This is a genomic window from Streptomyces agglomeratus (assembly GCF_001746415.1).
GTDB lineage: Bacteria > Actinomycetota > Actinomycetes > Streptomycetales > Streptomycetaceae > Streptomyces > Streptomyces agglomeratus.
This window is the reverse complement of record NZ_MEHJ01000001.1, coordinates 5,264,092-5,280,656: the sequence shown is the minus strand read 5'-3', so window position 1 is coordinate 5,280,656 and position 16,565 is coordinate 5,264,092. Positions and strand designations below refer to the sequence as shown.

At 71.4% G+C, this 16,565-nt stretch carries 10 protein-coding genes; all 10 read right to left on the bottom strand.

What is annotated here, in order from left to right:
* Positions 1–39 precede the first annotated feature (39 nt).
* The 10 genes from AS594_RS22930 to AS594_RS22885 all read right to left on the bottom strand — a co-directional run bounded on the left by AS594_RS22930 (position 40) and on the right by AS594_RS22885 (position 16,546).
* Complete coding sequence (locus AS594_RS22930) at positions 40–2,163, bottom strand: hypothetical protein (RefSeq protein WP_107357895.1); 2,124 nt, start codon at positions 2,161–2,163, stop codon at positions 40–42.
* 141 nt (positions 2,164–2,304) lie between these two features.
* The gene (locus AS594_RS22925) at positions 2,305–3,804 is read right to left on the bottom strand and encodes a bifunctional cytidylyltransferase/SDR family oxidoreductase (RefSeq protein ID WP_069928783.1); all 1,500 of its coding nucleotides are present in this window, start codon (positions 3,802–3,804) and stop codon (positions 2,305–2,307) included.
* Positions 3,805–4,036: 232 nt separating this feature from the next.
* Positions 4,037–5,470: a GTPase ObgE gene (obgE, locus tag AS594_RS22920; protein ID WP_069932288.1), complete on the bottom strand. Its 1,434-nt coding sequence runs from the start codon at positions 5,468–5,470 to the stop codon at positions 4,037–4,039.
* Between the two features lie 132 nt (positions 5,471–5,602).
* Positions 5,603–5,860 carry a 50S ribosomal protein L27 gene (gene rpmA, locus AS594_RS22915; protein ID WP_069928781.1) on the bottom strand — a complete coding sequence of 86 codons (258 nt, stop codon included), beginning with the start codon at positions 5,858–5,860 and terminating at the stop codon, positions 5,603–5,605.
* Between the two features lie 12 nt (positions 5,861–5,872).
* The gene (gene rplU, locus AS594_RS22910) at positions 5,873–6,193 is read right to left on the bottom strand and encodes a 50S ribosomal protein L21 (protein ID WP_028813461.1); all 321 of its coding nucleotides are present in this window, start codon (positions 6,191–6,193) and stop codon (positions 5,873–5,875) included.
* A gap of 349 nt (positions 6,194–6,542) precedes the next feature.
* The gene (locus AS594_RS22905; RefSeq protein ID WP_069928780.1) at positions 6,543–10,589 is read right to left on the bottom strand and encodes an Rne/Rng family ribonuclease; all 4,047 of its coding nucleotides are present in this window, start codon (positions 10,587–10,589) and stop codon (positions 6,543–6,545) included.
* 230 nt (positions 10,590–10,819) lie between these two features.
* Complete coding sequence (locus tag AS594_RS22900; protein WP_069928779.1) at positions 10,820–11,602, bottom strand: TIGR03936 family radical SAM-associated protein; 783 nt, start codon at positions 11,600–11,602, stop codon at positions 10,820–10,822.
* A 129-nt stretch (positions 11,603–11,731) separates the two neighbouring features.
* A complete protein-coding gene (locus AS594_RS22895) occupies positions 11,732–12,919 on the bottom strand; it encodes a hypothetical protein (RefSeq protein ID WP_069928778.1) in 1,188 nt (395 codons plus the stop codon).
* A 111-nt stretch (positions 12,920–13,030) separates the two neighbouring features.
* Positions 13,031–14,956, bottom strand: coding sequence for a TIGR03960 family B12-binding radical SAM protein (locus AS594_RS22890; protein WP_069928777.1), 1,926 nt, complete (start codon positions 14,954–14,956; stop codon positions 13,031–13,033).
* Between the two features lie 51 nt (positions 14,957–15,007).
* Positions 15,008–16,546: a CYTH and CHAD domain-containing protein gene (locus tag AS594_RS22885; RefSeq protein WP_069928776.1), complete on the bottom strand. Its 1,539-nt coding sequence runs from the start codon at positions 16,544–16,546 to the stop codon at positions 15,008–15,010.
* Positions 16,547–16,565: the final 19 nt, after the last annotated feature.

Here is a 16,565-nt window from a genome sequence, read left to right as displayed (position 1 = left end):
TTCGGTCCTGTGTTCCAGCTGTCGACCGCCTGTCGGAGGTCAGCCCGCCACGGTCGAGTCGACCCCGCTGGCCTCCGGCGCCGAATCGCTCGGGTCCGCCGCGGTGACGGCGACCTCGATGCCGGTGCGCTGGGCCACGCCCTGGTTGCGGACCTCGGACTTGGCCGCCAACGCCCGTACCGCGTCGTTGAACTGCACGATGGACGCGGGCTCGTCGGGACCGAGCAGGTACTCCTTGAGCCCCCGCCGCGCCTGCGCCAGCGGGTCGGCGCTCTCGCCGCCCGTGATGGCGGCGAGCAGCTCACCGAGCTGCTCCGCCTCGTTGTCGAGGATCACGGCGGCACGTACGGCGGTGTTCTGCTGCTTGAACTCCTCGACGCCCAGCTCCGCGGAGTCGGTCACGGCGTACGGCTTGCCGCTGGCGATGAAGTCCGACACGACGCTGGAGATGTCGGAGACCATGCCGTCCGACTCGTTGAAGCAGTCGTACAGGCGCGGCTCGGCGCCGGTGATGACCCGGTGCTCCCACCATCCGAACGAGCGCCAGTACGCGTCGTTCCACTCGTCCCTGAGCTTCGCCAGCTCGGCCTCGCGCACCGGGTCGGGCAGCGCGTCCCGCGAGAGCTCGGCCTCGTCCTTGCCGTTCTTGGCGCCGCCCTTGCCCTTGGCACCCAGCTCGTCGAGGCGCGACTCGATCCGGGCCAGCTCGGCCCTGGCCGCCGCCCGGTCCGCCTGGAGGGCGGCGGCATCGTCCGCCCAGCGGGGATCGGTGGCGCGTTCGGCGGCCGCCGCCTCGACCATGGCGGTGATACGGGCGTGGACGGCCTTGGCGCGGGGGCTGCGCGTCCCGGTGAAGGGATGCGGCTTGTAGAGCACCCGGACCGGCTGCTCGGCCTCCAGCAGGCGCCTGACGATGTTCTCGCCGGCCAGCAGGATCGAGGTGTTGCCCGGGTTGTCGTCCCAGCCCTCCCACGTGGGGGCGTACAGCACGGTGGGGACGGGGTTCTTCGGTGTACCGCTCCAGGGCCGGATCGGGGCGAGCTGCGGGCGGCCCACCTCGACGATGTCCTCGTCACGCACGCCGACGTCCGCGAGCGCGTAGCGGTCGCGGCCGGCCCGGCCCGCGCTCCACACCTCGTCGTACACCTTGCTGAACGGGTTGATGCTCGCGACCTTGTCACTGTCGCCGTGCCCGATGAAGACGTGCTTCATGGTCGGAATGCGCAGCATGTGGATGTTCTTGCCGACGTTGGCGGCGTAGAGCGCCACGCGGACCGTGGACAGATCCATGTTCATCAGGTGCGTGGCGCTCGGTACGCAGATCACCGGCACCGACGTCGGGCCGAGCTGCGGCACGATGTGGCGCTCGCGCAGGAGGATCAGCGGTCTGCCGTCGAGCTGCTTCATCGTCTCGAGCCACATGTTGACCTGGTACGCCGACTCGCGGGAGCCGGAGAAGTACAGGACCGTGGTGGGGCGGTAGTCGCGCAGCCAGCTGTCGACGCCCTCCAGGACCGTCTCCACCGGCGGCACGCGACGGCCGCGCCGGGTGAACGGCATCAGCACGGCGACGTACGCGACGGCCAGGGCCAGGGTCAGCGCGAGGCCCGCGTAACCGACGGCGTACTCCTCGCTCGCGACCGCGATCAGCACGCCCGCGACGGCGAAGACGTCGAGGTGCAGCATCTTCTCGGCGGACCGGTTCAGCAGTCGTCTGGGCGGGGCCGGCGGGATGCTCAGCATGCCGAGATCGACGTTGCGGGTGACCACCGGCATCCTGCGGCGCAGGCGGATCAGGGTGACGAGCGCGCCGTGCGGGGCCTGGAGCGCGTAGAACAGCAGCAGGCCGGCGATCGTCACGTAGAAGATCGACTGCTCGGCCAGCTGCATACGGGCCAGCAACAGGATCAGCAGCAGCTGGCGCACGAGGAAGCGGATCGAAAGGCCGGCCCTGACCTTGCCGAGGCGATTGATCAAGTAGCTGCCGCGCTGGTGCAGGTGCCGGTCCGCGAGATACGTCGCGGCGACAGCGGCCGCGAAGAACCAGAGGTTCGGAATCAGCGCGGCGAACATCACGCACGGATAGGCGAGGCCCATGACGGCCGCTGCGGCCAGTTCGGAGCCGCTGCCCACGCGGGCCAGGCGGATGGCGGTCGAAATCACGAAGAACCTGCTCCAGATGGGTGCCGGTCATTTACTGTGCGAAAAGCAATGGAACTGTGAAGTCCAGCTCCACGAAGTCGGGCCTCTGCATATCGCTGTTTGGCGACTACAGAGGCCCGAATCATCAATTGTCAAGCAGTATTACACATCTTCCTGACGGTCAAGGACGGCCGCCAGAGCCTGCTCGAAGCCCGACGCCTTGGACGCCCCACGGGTCGGGTCCACCTGCCGTACGTCGATGACGTGACCGGTGAGATCCGACAGAAGTACGTCCAACGACGTACGCGCCACGGCCTCGGAGGACAGCAGCGAACCCGCGGGCTCGTCACCGAACGCCTTGGTGCGCATGGGGGTCGCCGTGCGCTCCGGGTTGACGCAGTTGACGCGCACACCGTCGCCCGCCCACTCGTCCGCGAGGGCCTGGGTGAGATTCACCATGGCGGCCTTCGTGGAGGAGTAGAGGCTGTACTCGGCGCGGCCGCGGGTGTAGCTGCTGGACGTGTAGAGCAGCAACTGGCCCTTGGTCTCGGCGAGGTACTTGTGCGAGGCACGCGCGATCTGCACGGGGGCCAGGTAGTTGACGTTCAGCGCTTCCTGGATGGTCGTGTTGTCCGTCTCGGCGAGCTTGCCGATGCGGAGCACGCCCGCCGTGTTGATGACGTAGTCGACCCGGCCGGTCTCCGAGTGCGCCTTCGACAGGGCGTCCTCGACGTGCTCGGGGTTCTCGACGTGCGTACCGGTGGTGGAGCGGCCCAGGGCGTACACCGTCGCGCCGTACTGCTCGGCGAGGGTCGCGATGTCGGCGCCGATGCCGTACGAACCGCCGAAGACGACCAGCGTCTTGCCGGCGAGCAGCTCGCGGTACGCGGCCTCGTCGGCCTGCTGCGGAGCGGCGGTGGAGGCGAGCTGGAACAGCTTGTCGGCGATGAAGACGTCGACCGGCTGCGTCACCTTCATGTTGTACTCGTCGCCCGCGACCACGTAGATCGGCACGTCCGGCAGGTACTTCAGCACGACCGAACAGTCGTCGGTGGCCTGGAAGTTCGGGTCGCCGGCCGCGACCTCGTACGCCTTGCGGATCGTCGACAGCTTGAAGGCCTGCGGGGTCTGGCCGCGGCGCAGCCGGGACCGGTCCGGGACCTCGGTGATGAACTCGCCGTCGCCGCCGTGCGTACGCGTCACGATGATCGTGTCGGCGGACGGGATGGCGACGTCGACCGCCTCGTAGCGCTCCAGCGCGTCGACGCAGTCCTGGATCACTCGCTGTGACAGCAGGGGGCGCACCGCGTCGTGGAAGAGGACGTTGCGGTCCTCGCCCTCGGCGAGACCTTCACCGAGCGCGGAGATGGCGCGCTCGGTGGTCTCGTTGCGCGTCGTACCGCCCTCGATGACCTTGGTGACCTTGGTGAACCCGGCCTTCACGACGATCTTCTCGACGTCGGGCACGTAACCCGGCGCCATGAGAACGATGATGTCGTCGATGCCTTCCGCCTGCTCGAAGATCGACAGCGTGTGCTCGATGACCGCCTTGCCTGCGATCTTCAGCAGCTGCTTGGGAATCGACAGACCCACACGCTGACCGGTCCCACCGGCGAGCACTACTGCTGTGGTTCGGGGCTTGGCTATGGGCTGCACAGACACAGACGACCTACCTTGCGGGGACGGGGAGACAACGCGATGGTCGCACTCTGCGTCACCGTCTCGCAAGGTGAGCATCCCTCTGCCGACACCTGTACGAAACCTGCACCGCTCGCCAACCGCCGGGCGGACTCGGCCATTTGAGTCCGCCCCGCGATCAGTGAGACGCCCGGGAGGGCGTCATGGTTCACACCCAGGGGGGTGAGCGATGCCACAGGGAGTGGCGGCCCCGCCCCTAGAAGGGGTTGAACTCGTCGTACTCGCGCTGCGAGTCGTCACGCTGCGCCTCGCGGTCCTTGCGGCGGGTGGCCGCCGGACGCGGGGCGTCCAGGCGGTGGTCCTCACCACGGCGGCCGAGCATCTCCGCGCCGGCCATCACGGTCGGCTCCCAGTCGAAGACGACCGCGTTGTCCTCGGCGCCGATGGCGACCGCGTCGCCCGCACGGGCGCCGGCCTTCATCAGCTTGTCCTCGACACCGAGGCGGCTGAGGCGGTCCGCGAGGTAGCCGACGGCCTCGTCGTTGCTGAAGTCGGTCTGGCGCACCCAGCGCTCCGGCTTCTCGCCGCGCACGCGGTAGACGCCGTCCTCCTCGGTGATCGTGAAGCCCGCGTCGTCGACGGCCTTCGGGCGGATGACGACCCGGGTCGACTCCTCCTTGGGCTTGGCGGCGCGTGCCTTGGAGACGACCTCGGCCAGTGCGAAGGAGAGCTCCTTGAGGCCGATGTGCGCGACCGCCGACGCCTCGTAGACGCTGTAACCACGCGCCTCCAGGTCCGGGCGGATCATCTCCGCGAGTTCCTTGCCGTCCGGAATGTCGATCTTGTTGAGGACGACGACGCGCGGCCGGTCGCCCAGACCGCCGTACTGCGCCAGTTCCTCCTCGATCACGTCGAGGTCGGTCAGCGGGTCACGGTCGGACTCCAGCGTCGCCGTGTCCAGTACGTGCACCAGCACCGAGCAGCGCTCGACGTGCCGCAGGAACTCCAGGCCCAGGCCGCGCCCCTGGCTCGCGCCCGGGATCAGACCGGGGACGTCGGCGATCGTGTAGACGGTCGAACCGGCCGTGACGACACCGAGGTTGGGGACGAGCGTGGTGAACGGGTAGTCGGCGATCTTCGGCTTGGCCGCGCTCAGCACCGAGATCAGCGAGGACTTGCCTGCGCTCGGGTAGCCGACCAGCGCCACGTCGGCGACGGTCTTGAGCTCCAGGACGATGTCGCCGCCCTTGCCCGGCTCACCGAGCAGCGCGAAACCGGGGGCCTTGCGGCGGGCCGAGGCGAGTGCCGCGTTGCCGAGGCCGCCGCGGCCGCCCTCACCGGCGACGTACGTGGTGCCGTGGCCGACCATGTCGGCCAGGACGTTGCCGTCCTTGTCGAGGACCACGGTTCCGTCGGGGACGGGCAGGATCAGGTCCTGTCCGTCCTTGCCGGAGCGGTTGTCACCGGCGCCGGGCTGGCCGTTCGTGGCCTTGCGGTGGGGGCTGTGGTGGTAGTCCAGCAGCGTGGTCACGGACTGGTCGACGACGAGGGTGACGTCGCCGCCACGCCCGCCGTTGCCGCCGTCCGGGCCGCCCAGCGGCTTGAACTTCTCACGGTGTACGGAGGCGCAGCCGTGGCCTCCGTTACCCGCGGCGACATGCAGTTCGACGCGGTCCACGAAGGTGGTCATGGGTGGGTCCTCCAGTACATACGGAAATGTCTACATACGTAACACGCCAAGGGCGGCCGCGCTTCCCCGTTCCCCGGGAAAGAGCGTCCGCCCTCGGAAAGTGCTGTGTGTACCGCTCGACGAAGGCCGGAATTACTCGGCGATCGGAACGATGTTCACAACCTTGCGGCCACGGTGCGTGCCGAACTCGACCGCACCGGCGGCGAGTGCGAACAGCGTGTCGTCGCCGCCACGGCCGACGCCCGAGCCCGGGTGGAAGTGGGTGCCGCGCTGGCGGACCAGGATCTCACCGGCGTTGACGGCCTGACCGCCGAAGCGCTTCACGCCGAGCCGCTGGGCATTGGAATCGCGACCGTTCCGAGTGGACGATGCGCCCTTCTTGTGTGCCATGTCTCAGTCCCTTTACTTCGCAGCCGTGGGGATACCGGTGACCTTGATCGCCGTGTACTGCTGGCGGTGACCCTGGCGACGGCGGTAACCGGTCTTGTTCTTGTACCGAAGGATGTCGATCTTGGCACCCTTGTGGTGGTCCACGACCTCGGCGGTGACCTTGATGCCGGCCAGGACCCACGGGTCGCTGGTGACGGAGTCGCCGTCGACCACGAGCAGGGTCGAGAGCTCGACCGTGTCGCCAACCTTGGCCGTGGGAATCTTGTCAACCTCAACGATGTCGTCGACAGCAACCTTGTGCTGGCGACCACCGCTGCGCACGATGGCGTACACGCTGATCTCTCTTTCGCTCGGGACGGGACCCCTGATGCCAGCCGTTCGCACGGGCCGTTGGGCCCGCGACAGATCCGAATGGACGAGCGGCCTCTAACGGCACCCCGAAGGAGTGCCGGAAGGGAGGTGCTCAGGAGATGGCGTGCACAAAAACACGCCGACGGTCAAGAGTACGGGCCGCTGCGGGGAGGGTCAAACCGGGTCCCCGCGGTCACTCCCCGGGGCACGCCAGGTGCGGCAGGACCCCGGCCGGCGCCCCGCCGCACGCCCTGCGCACAGCGGTGTGGGCCGCCCCGGATGTCGTCCGGGGCGGCCCACAGAGCCGTACTGCGCGAGGTACGACCTGAGGTCAGTCCTCGGTGGGAGCGGAGACCGCCGACGGCGCCTGCTGCTCCGCCGCCGAGGTCTTCTTCGAAGCCGACGCCTTCTTGGCCGTCGTCTTCTTCGCGGTCGTCTTCTTGGCGACGGTCTTCTTGGCCGCCGCCTTCTTCGCCGGGGCCTTCTTGGCAGCCGTCTTACGGGCCGCCTTCTTGGCCGGAGCGGCAGCCTCGGCCTCGGCACCGGCTTCGGCACCGGCCGGGGCCTCCGCCTCTGCCTCGGCGCCCTTGTCGGTCACCGGTGCCTCGACGACCAGCACGGCCGCCTCCTCGGCGCCCCTGGGCGAACCGGCGGGCGCGGTCGCCTTACGGGTCGCACGACGGCGCGCACGCGGCGGAGCCGCGGCTGCGGGCTCCTCGGCCACCGGCGCCTCGGCCTCGGGCTCCTCGGCCACCGGCTCCTGGGCCACAGGGACCGGAGTGACGACCTGCACCGCCTCGGCGGCAGCCTCCGCGGACTTCGGCGCACCGGCCGGAGCCGTCGCCTTGCGCGTCGCACGACGGCGCGTACGGGCCGGCGGAGCGGCCTCCTGCGCCACGGGCTCGGGCTCGGCCACGGGGGTCGGCTCGGGCTCCACTACGACGGCGCGCTCGGGAGCGGGCTCCGGCTCCGGCACGTGCACCGGCTCCGCGGCCTTCGGCGCACCGGCCGGGGCGGTCGCCTTGCGCGACGCCCGGCGGCGCGAACGGCCGCGTCCCGCAGCCGCCTCGGCCTCGGCCGGGCTGCTGTAGAGCTCCTCGTCCGGTACGAACTCGGGCTCGGGCAGCGCCACCGGCGCAGCCACCTCGGCGGCGACCTCGGCCTCCGTCTCCACCTCGGCCTCGGTCTCGGCCGGCTCCACGTGCTCGTGCTCGGCCTCGCCACCGCGGCCGCGCTTCTTCGCGCGCTTGCCACCGCCGCCGCCACCGGCGACGGTCGGCTGCTCCATGTGCACGATGACACCGCGGCCGTTGCAGTGGACGCAGGTCTCGGAGAAGGACTCCAGCAGACCCTGGCCCACCCGCTTGCGGGTCATCTGCACCAGGCCCAGCGAGGTGACCTCGGCGACCTGGTGCTTCGTACGGTCGCGTCCCAGGCACTCCAGCAGACGCCTCAGCACCAGGTCGCGGTTCGACTCCAGGACCATGTCGATGAAGTCGATGACGACGATGCCGCCCAGGTCGCGCAGCCGCAGCTGGCGCACGATCTCCTCGGCCGCCTCCAGGTTGTTCCTGGTGACGGTCTCTTCGAGGTTGCCGCCCTGACCGGTGAACTTGCCGGTGTTGACGTCGACGACGATCATCGCCTCGGTCTTGTCGATGACCAGCGAACCGCCGCTCGGCAGGTAGACCTTGCGGTCCAGCGCCTTCATCAGCTGCTCGTCGATCCGGTACGTCGCGAAGACGTCGACCTCCGACGTCCAGCGCGAGAGCCGGTCCGTCAGGTCCGGGGCGACGTGGTTGACGTAACCGTGGATGGTCTGCCACGCGTCGTCACCGCTGACGATGACCTTCGAGAAGTCCTCGTTGAAGATGTCGCGCACGACCCGGACGGTCATGTCCGGCTCGCCGTAGAGGAGTGTCGGACCGCTGGTCGCGCCGGTGCTCTTCGACTTCTTCTGGATGTCCTCCCACTGCTGCTGGAGGCGCTCGACGTCACGGCGCAGCTCGTCCTCGCTCGCGCCCTCGGCGGCGGTGCGCACGATGACGCCCGCGTCCTCGGGAACGATCTTCTTGAGGATGGTCTTCAGACGCGCGCGCTCGGTGTCGGGCAGCTTGCGGCTGATGCCGGTCATCGAACCCTCGGGCACGTAGACCAGGTAGCGGCCGGGCAGCGAGACCTGGCTGGTGAGGCGGGCGCCCTTGTGGCCGATCGGGTCCTTCGTGACCTGCACGAGGACCGACTGGCCGGACTTGAGGGCGGTCTCGATGCGGCGGGGGCCGTGGCCCATGCCGAGCGCGTCGAAGTTCACCTCACCGGCGTACAGGACCGCGTTGCGGCCCTTGCCGATGTCGACGAAGGCTGCCTCCATCGACGGCAGTACGTTCTGGACCTTGCCCAGGTAGACGTTGCCGACGTACGAGGTCGCCTGCTCCTTGTTGACGTAGTGCTCGACGAGGATGTTGTCCTCGAGCACGCCGATCTGGGTGCGGTCGCCGTTCTGCCGTACGACCATCACGCGCTCGACGGCCTCGCGGCGGGCCAGGAACTCGGCCTCGGTGATGATCGGGACGCGGCGGCGGCCCTGCTCGCGGCCCTCGCGGCGGCGCTGCTTCTTCGCCTCCATGCGGGTCGAGCCCTTGATGGACTGGACCTCGTCGAAGCCGGTGCCGGGCTCGCGCTCCGCTTCCTTCTTGCGCGGCTCGCGGACCTTGACGACCGTACGCTCCGGGTCGTCGACGCCGTTGGCCTCGGTCTCCGGACCCGCGTCACCGCTGCGACGGCGGCGACGGCGGCGGCGACGGCTGGACGCGGAACCCGCACCCGACTCGTCTTCCTCCTCCTCGGCGCGCTCTTCCTCCTCCTCGGCCCGCTCGGCGGCGGCCTCGTCGGGGGTCTCCTGCTCGTCGGTCTCGTCGGTGTCGGCGAGCTCGCCCCGGCGACGGCGACGGCCACCGCGGCGACGGCGGCGCGCCCTGCGGTCCTCGGCCTCGTCGGACTCGTCGCGAGCCTCTTCCTCGCGCTCCTCCTCAAGGGCCTCGACGGGCTCCTCGGGCTGCGGCGCGGCCTCGGCACGCTCCTTGCGCTCGGGGCGCTCCGCACGCTCGGTGCGCTCGTCCTCGGCGGGCTCACCGCGGCGACGGCGGCGACGGCCGCGCGGGGCGGCCTGCGGGGCGGGAGGAGCCTCGATGGTGACGGTCTCCTCCGCCTCCTCTTCCTCTTCCACGTCCTCGATGTAGTCCGGCTCCGTCACCCGGGCGGCGGCGGCAGCCGCGGCCGTCTCGGGGGTCTGGAACATCGGCTCGGTGAAGACCGGGGCCTGGAACACGGCCACGGCGGGCCGCGTCGCACGGCGGCGCGAACGCGTCGGCTCCTCGGCGGGCGCGGCGTCCGGCTGCGGCGCGGCTGCCTCTGCGGCGGCGGCCTCGTCGGCGGCCTTGCGGCCGGCCCGGCGGCGCGGGGTACGGCCACGGGGGGCCTCTTCGGCCTGCGCGGCCACGGGCTCCGCCGGGGCGGGCTCGGCGGCGGGCGCCTCTTCGGCGGGCGCGGCTTCGGCCTCCTCGGCCGGCTTCGGCGCACCGGCGGGAGCGGTGGCCTTACGGGTCGCACGGCGGCGCGTGCGGCCACGCGGCGCCTCTTCGGCGGCCTCGTCGGCTGCGGGAGCGGCGGGCGCCTCCGCCACGGCGGGGGCCTCGGGGGCCTCCACGGCAGCCTCAGCACCGGTCTCGGTCTCGGCCGCCTTCGGCGCACCCGCGGGCGCGGTCGCCTTACGGGTGGCGCGACGGCGCGTACGGGCCGGCGGCGCGGCCTCCTCGGCGACCTCGGCCTCGGGCGCCGCGGCGGGCTCGGGGGCGGCGGGAGCCTCGGCGGCAGCCGTCTCCTCGCTCTTCGGCGCACCGGCCGGAGCCGTGGCCTTGCGCGTCGCACGGCGACGCGGACGGGCCGGCGCGGCGGTCTCCTCCGCGGCGGGTGCCTCGGCGGCCGGTGCCGCGGGGGCTTCGGCGGCCGCGGGGGCCTCCTCGCCGGCGGTCTTCGGCGCACCCGCGGGCGCGGTCGCCTTACGGGTGGCACGGCGGCGCGTACGGGCCGGCGGAGCGCCCTCGGCGCTCTGGTCGGACACGGGCTCTGGGTTCTCTGCGGACGCGCTCACGGCACTCTCTCCGGCCGGTATGGCCGGAGCCGCGGCCTCTGTGTTGGCTGCGGGCTGGGCGGTCACTGCGGCCTTCGCGTCGCCCGCCGGGGGTCCGGCAGGGCGTGAGGCCGCGCGGCGCCGGCGGCGCGGCGGCAGCGTGTCGCTGGGGGAATGGTTGTTGTCGGTCTCCCCGGCGGTACGCGCGGTACCTGCCGAGGGCTCAGTGGAATCGTTCGGCTCAAGCATGCGGGCGGTTCTCCCGTCACGCTCCCGGGCGCCACACCTGGTTCCGGTCCGGTCCGGTCCGCGCGATGAGCGCGGTACCGCCGTCCGGGGCGCGGGCGCCGCACGGGAGCTGTTGTCTAGCTCGCCGGTTCCGTACGCGGTCTGCGTACGGCCTGGCGAAAGTCTTCTGGTCAGTGCGCCGCCCGACCCAGGTGGCTCCCGAGTACCAGGGCTGCGCTACAACGACCGCCCTACGCGGAACCTGCACCTTCCGGCGCCTTCGCGGTGGTCAGTCCGGCGGCCGTGGGTGGGGCGGCCGTGACTGCCTCGCGGTCGGGCGCGAGCGGGTCGGTCACCGTGCCGGACTCCTCGTCGAAGAGCCCCTGCGCCAGCCTGGTCACCGCTGCGGGGACCGGCGGCGCCAGGTCGGCCACAGCTCGGAGACCGGACAGGACGTCGTCGGGTCGTACGGCGGGTGTCAAATGCCGAACAACCAGCCGCAGTATCGCACAGGGCTTGTCCTGTGGCCTATCGGACGGGGCGGGAACGGCCTGGAGACCGGCGACGGCGCTGCGCGCGTCGAAGGACCGCATGCCGTTCTTGGTACGGCGCTGGACCTCGACGCTCTCGGCGGCGAGGAAGGCGTCGACGGCCTTCTGCGCGTCCTCGGGCGACACGCCGTCGAGGCGCATCTCCCACACGGACGCCTGGAGCCGGTCGGCGAGACCCGACGTACGCGCTTCGACCGCGTCGGTGATGTCGAGCCCGTCGGGGAGTGACTCGTCGAGCAGCTCGCGCAGCTCGCCGACGTCGCGCGGGGCGGTCAGTGCGATTTCCAGGTACTCGGCCTCGCTGCCCGTGCCGGTGGGTGCGGCATTGGCGTACGAGACCTTCGGGTGCGGGGTGAAGCCGGCCGAGTACGCCATGGGTACGTCGGCGCGGCGCAGCGCCCGCTCGAATGCGCGCTGGAAGTCACGGTGGCTGGTGAACCGGAGGCGGCCGCGCTTGGTGTAGCGCAGTCGGATGCGCTGCACCGCCGGTGCGGGCGGCGGGCCTTCGGGCTGTCGCTTGCCCAGTGGTTCTTCTCCTCGTGCGGGGCGGCGCGCTGTCCGCGCGTCACCCTTCCGGCGTGGGGGTCGCCCCCTCGCGTCCCGGCGTCCGGCTCACCCCTGGCCGGCTGTGCTCTTGCCAAGCAGGGAGATCTCGGACGCGGGTGCCGCGCTGGGGACGGTGGTCTTACTACCCAGAGTACGCGCAGGAGTCCGCACCGGTTCCACGGCCTCGGCCGCACCCGTGGGCGCACCGGCGGCGGGCCAGGTGTCCGCGGGACCCCCGACCAGCGCGCGCCACGCGTCGCGCCGGGCCTGGCGCACCGTCTCCCGCGCGGCCCGCAGCGCCCCGCGCGCCGCCCGGCCCGCTTCGAGGCCCGCCCGCTTCACCGGCGCCCACAGGGTGTCGCGCACCCAGTGCCCCACCGGCACGCACACCCCCAGCCACAGCAGGCGCACCGGCCGCCCCACCAGATTCCAGGCGAGCCACTTCAAGGCGCGCCCCACGGCCCGCGAGATGTACCCGGCGACCCGCCACGCGTGCCCGCACGCGTCCCCGACCTCCCGCCCGACCGGGACCAGGACCGCGCGCCAGACCCACGCGGCGGGCGTCACCAGGAACGTCACCAGGCACCAGGCCAGCCCGCGCCCCAGACCCGTGGCCAGCCAGGCGACGCCCCGGCCCAACGGCGCCAGGACGAACCGCCACAGCGCCACCCACGGCCACACGAACAACGCCCTGCCCACCCAGGCCAGCCCACGCCCGACCGGCGTGAGGACGTACGCGTACAGCCACACCAGCGGCGCCACGACGAGCATGCGGACCACCCACGCCACCGCGGTGCCCAGGGCGCGCGCGGCGGCGGCGACGGCGTACCCCGCCGTGCGCCCGAGCCGGGCGAGCCCGTGCCCGAGCGGGGTCAGCACCTGCCGGTACAGCCACACCGCCGGCACGACGATCCCGTACCGGACGAGAGGCACCACTACGTACCGCCACAGCAGCACCCAGGGCATCACGAGCACGGCGTGCGCGACGTACCCGAGCACCTTGGCGACGGGGACGAGCACCTTCCGGTACAGCCAGGCCAGGGGTGTCACGACCAGGACGCGCAGGACCACGCCGAGCGCGCGGCCGGCCGCCTTCCCGCAGACGGCGAGCAGGTCCCACACCATCCGCACGGGGACGACGAGCACCAGCACGATGATGCGCACGGGGATCCTGATGACGGCGGTCAGACAGCCCTCCGCCTGCGGCACTTCGCGCCGGGGGGCGGGCGGCTGCGGCTGCTTCTCGAAGTCCATGCCCGAACAGACGCACGGGACCGCTGTCCGGATCCCTGACCGGTCCGTCCGATGTTGATCTGTTACGCGGAAAGGCCCGGCCAAGAGGCCGGGCCTTTCCCTGCGTCGCGGCTACTTGACCACGGTCAGCGGCAGCAGCTTCTTGCCCGTCGGGCCGATCTGGATCTGCGTGTCCATCTGAGGACACACCCCGCAGTCGAAGCACGGGGTCCAGCGGCAGTCCTCGACCTCGGTCTCGTCGAGCGAGTCCTGCCAGTCCTCCCAGAGCCAGTCCTTGTCGAGACCGGAGTCCAGGTGGTCCCAGGGCAGGACCTCCTCGTACGTACGCTCACGCGTGGTGTACCAGTCGACGTCCACGCCGAAGTCGGGCAGCGTCTTCGCCGCGGCCTGCATCCAGCGGTCGTAGCTGAAGTACTCGCGCCAGCCGTCGAAGCGGCCACCGCCCTCGTAGACCGCGCGGATGACGGAGCCGATGCGCCGGTCGCCGCGCGAGAGCAGGCCCTCGACGATGCCGGGCTTGCCGTCGTGGTAGCGGAAGCCGATGGAACGGCCGTACTTCTTGTCGCCGCGAATCTTGTCGCGCAGCTTCTCCAGGCGGGCGTCCGTCTCCTCGGCGGAGAGCTGGGGCGCCCACTGGAACGGGGTGTGCGGCTTCGGCACGAACCCGCCGATGGAGACGGTGCAGCGGATGTCGTTCTGACCGGAGACCTTGCGGCCCTCGGCGATGACCTTGACGGCCATGTCACCGATCTGGAGGACGTCCTCGTCGGTCTCGGTGGGCAGGCCGCACATGAAGTACAGCTTCACCTGACGCCAGCCGTTGCCGTACGCCGTCGAGACGGTCCGGATGAGGTCCTCTTCCGAGACCATCTTGTTGATGACCTTGCGGATGCGCTCCGAACCGCCCTCGGGGGCGAAGGTCAGGCCGGACCTGCGGCCGTTCCTGGTCAGCTCGTTGGCGAGGTCGATGTTGAACGCGTCCACGCGGGTCGACGGCAGCGAGAGGCCGATCTTGTCCTCTTCGTACCGGTCCGCGAGGCCCTTGGCGATGTCCGCGATCTCGGTGTGGTCGGCCGAGGACAGCGACAGCAGGCCGACCTCCTCGAAGCCGGTCGCCTTGAGACCCTTCTCCACCATGTCGCCGATGCCGGTGATGCTTCGCTCCCGCACGGGGCGCGTGATCATGCCGGCCTGGCAGAAACGGCAGCCGCGGGTGCAGCCGCGAAAGATCTCGACGGACATCCGCTCGTGGACGGTCTCGGCGAGCGGGACCAGCGGCTGCTTCGGGTAGGGCCACTCGTCGAGGTCCATGACGGTGTGCTTGGACACGCGCCACGGCACACCGGACCGGTTGGGGACGACGCGGCCGATGCGGCCGTCGGGGAGGTACTCGACGTCGTAGAACCGGGGCACGTACACGCCGCCGGTCTTACTGAGCCGGAACAGCACCTCGTCCCGGCCGCCCGGACGGCCCTCGGCCTTCCAGGCGCAAACGATCTCGGTGATCTCCAGGACCGCCTGCTCGCCGTCGCCGATCACCGCGCAGTCGATGAAGTCCGCGATCGGCTCGGGGTTGAAGGCGGCGTGCCCGCCCGCGAGGACGATCGGGTCGTCGAGCGTGCGGTCCTTGGACTCCAGCGGGATGCCGGCGAGGTCCAGGGCGGTGAGCATGTTGGTGTAGCCGAGCTCGGTGGAGAAGCTCAGCCCGAAGACGTCGAACGCCTTGACGGGCCGGTGGGCGTCCACGGTGAACTGCGGGACGTCGTGCTCGCGCATGAGCGCTTCGAGGTCCGGCCACACGCTGTACGTGCGCTCGGCCAGGACCCCTTCGCGCTCGTTCAGTACCTCGTAAAGGATCATTACGCCCTGGTTGGGCAGCCCGACCTCGTACGCGTCGGGGTACATGAGCGCCCACCGCACGTCCGTGGCGTCCCAGTCCTTGACGGTGGAGTTGAGTTCGCCGCCGACGTACTGGATCGGCTTCTGGACGTGCGGGAGAAGCGCTTCCAGGCGTGGGAAGACCGACTCGACAGGCATCGTGTGTCTCTCATGAGCTGGCAGGGGTGACCATCAAGCGTACCCCGGCCCTCAGCCGCCCAGATCCGTCCGCAATTTCCCGGCCGTGGCCCGCTTCCACACCTCCGGCAGCTCACGTTCCCGGGCCTGTGAGGCGGCCTCTTCCCGCCCGTACAGAAGTCCCCAGGTGAACGCCGTCTCGCCGGCGGCGTCGGCCCGCGCCGCCAGGTCCCGCAGGGTCGTCCGGGCCACCACGCTGTCCTGGTGCTCGCCCAGCACCGACTGCACCGCCTTCACGTGCTTGGCGAACCGCTTGGCGGGCCCGCCGAGGGCGGGGCGCGCGGCGTCGGCGGCGTAACGGGTGCGCTTGGCCGCCTTGCGGGCGTTGTGCAGGGCCCGGTCGCGCTCGTCGCCGGGCGGCAGCGCGAGGGCCCGCTCCATGCGGACGGCCAGCCGGCCGAAGTCCTTGAGGACGGCCCTGGGCAGGACCTCGGCGGCGGGCTTCGACGCGGCGGGGCGCAGCGGCGGGTCGGCCAGCAGGGCGTTCAGGGCAACGAGGAGGTCCAGATGCCTCGGGCTGTCGAGCGCCTCGGTGGTCCTGGCCCGCGCGGCGTCGCGGGTGCCCACGGACCAGATGCGCAGCCGTCCGCGCACCGGGCCCCTGAGAAGCGTTCCGGGTACGTCTTCGAGCCGGGCATGGAGCCGGGCGTCCAGTACCTCCTGGTCGCGGTCGGCGCCCAGCTCCCCCGCCAGCCACTTGAGCTCCGCGACGACCAGGTCGGTGGCCGCCCGGTCCAGCACCTTGCGGTAGGTCCTGAGCGCGCTGCGCAGGCGGCGGGTGGCGACGCGCATCTGGTGGACGGAGTCGGGCAGGCCGCGCCGGACTGCGGGGTCGTACGCCACCAGCGCCTCGTACTGCTCGCGCAGGTAGGCGAGGACATGGTCGCCGGCGGTCCGCGGGCGCGGCGGCTGCCCGGGGGACTTCTCCGGCTGCGGCTCCGTGTCGGCCAGGGCCCTGGCCAGCTTGGACGCCGACCGGGCGGGCCGCAGGCCGGCCTTGCGGAGTTTCTTCCCGACGGCGTCGAGGAGGGCCGGGTCGCCCTCGTCGGCGAGTTCGACCTCGATCTCGGTCCAGCGGGTGGTGGCGCGGTCGGCCGGGACGCCGAGCCGCTGCGCGGTGACGGTGTCGACGCTGACCTCGGCGAGCGGTTCGCCCCGGGCGTCCAGCAGCTGGCGTACGTCACGCACGCTGCGCAGCCGCACGACGGGGGCGACGGGCTCCCCGAGGGTCCTGGACCGGATCAGCGCGGCCAGTGCCGATGGGAGGCCGTCCGTCAGCGGGGCCCGGATCTCGTCCCGTGTGTCCGGGGAGACCGGGAGCTTCAGGTGCCAGCCCGCGTCGTCGCCTCCGGTGCGGCGGCGCAGGGTGACGGAGTGGGCGGCGAGCCGCAGGTCTTCGGTGTCGTAGTAGACGGCGTCGAGTTCCACGACGCCGTCCTCCCGCACGGACGAGACGCCGGCCACCTTCGTCAGGTCGGGCAGCCGGGTCTCGCCGGTGGCTTCCGCTTCGGCTTCGTACTTCCGCTCGATCTCGCGCTTCGTATCCGCCATGAACCGAATCTAGACGCGA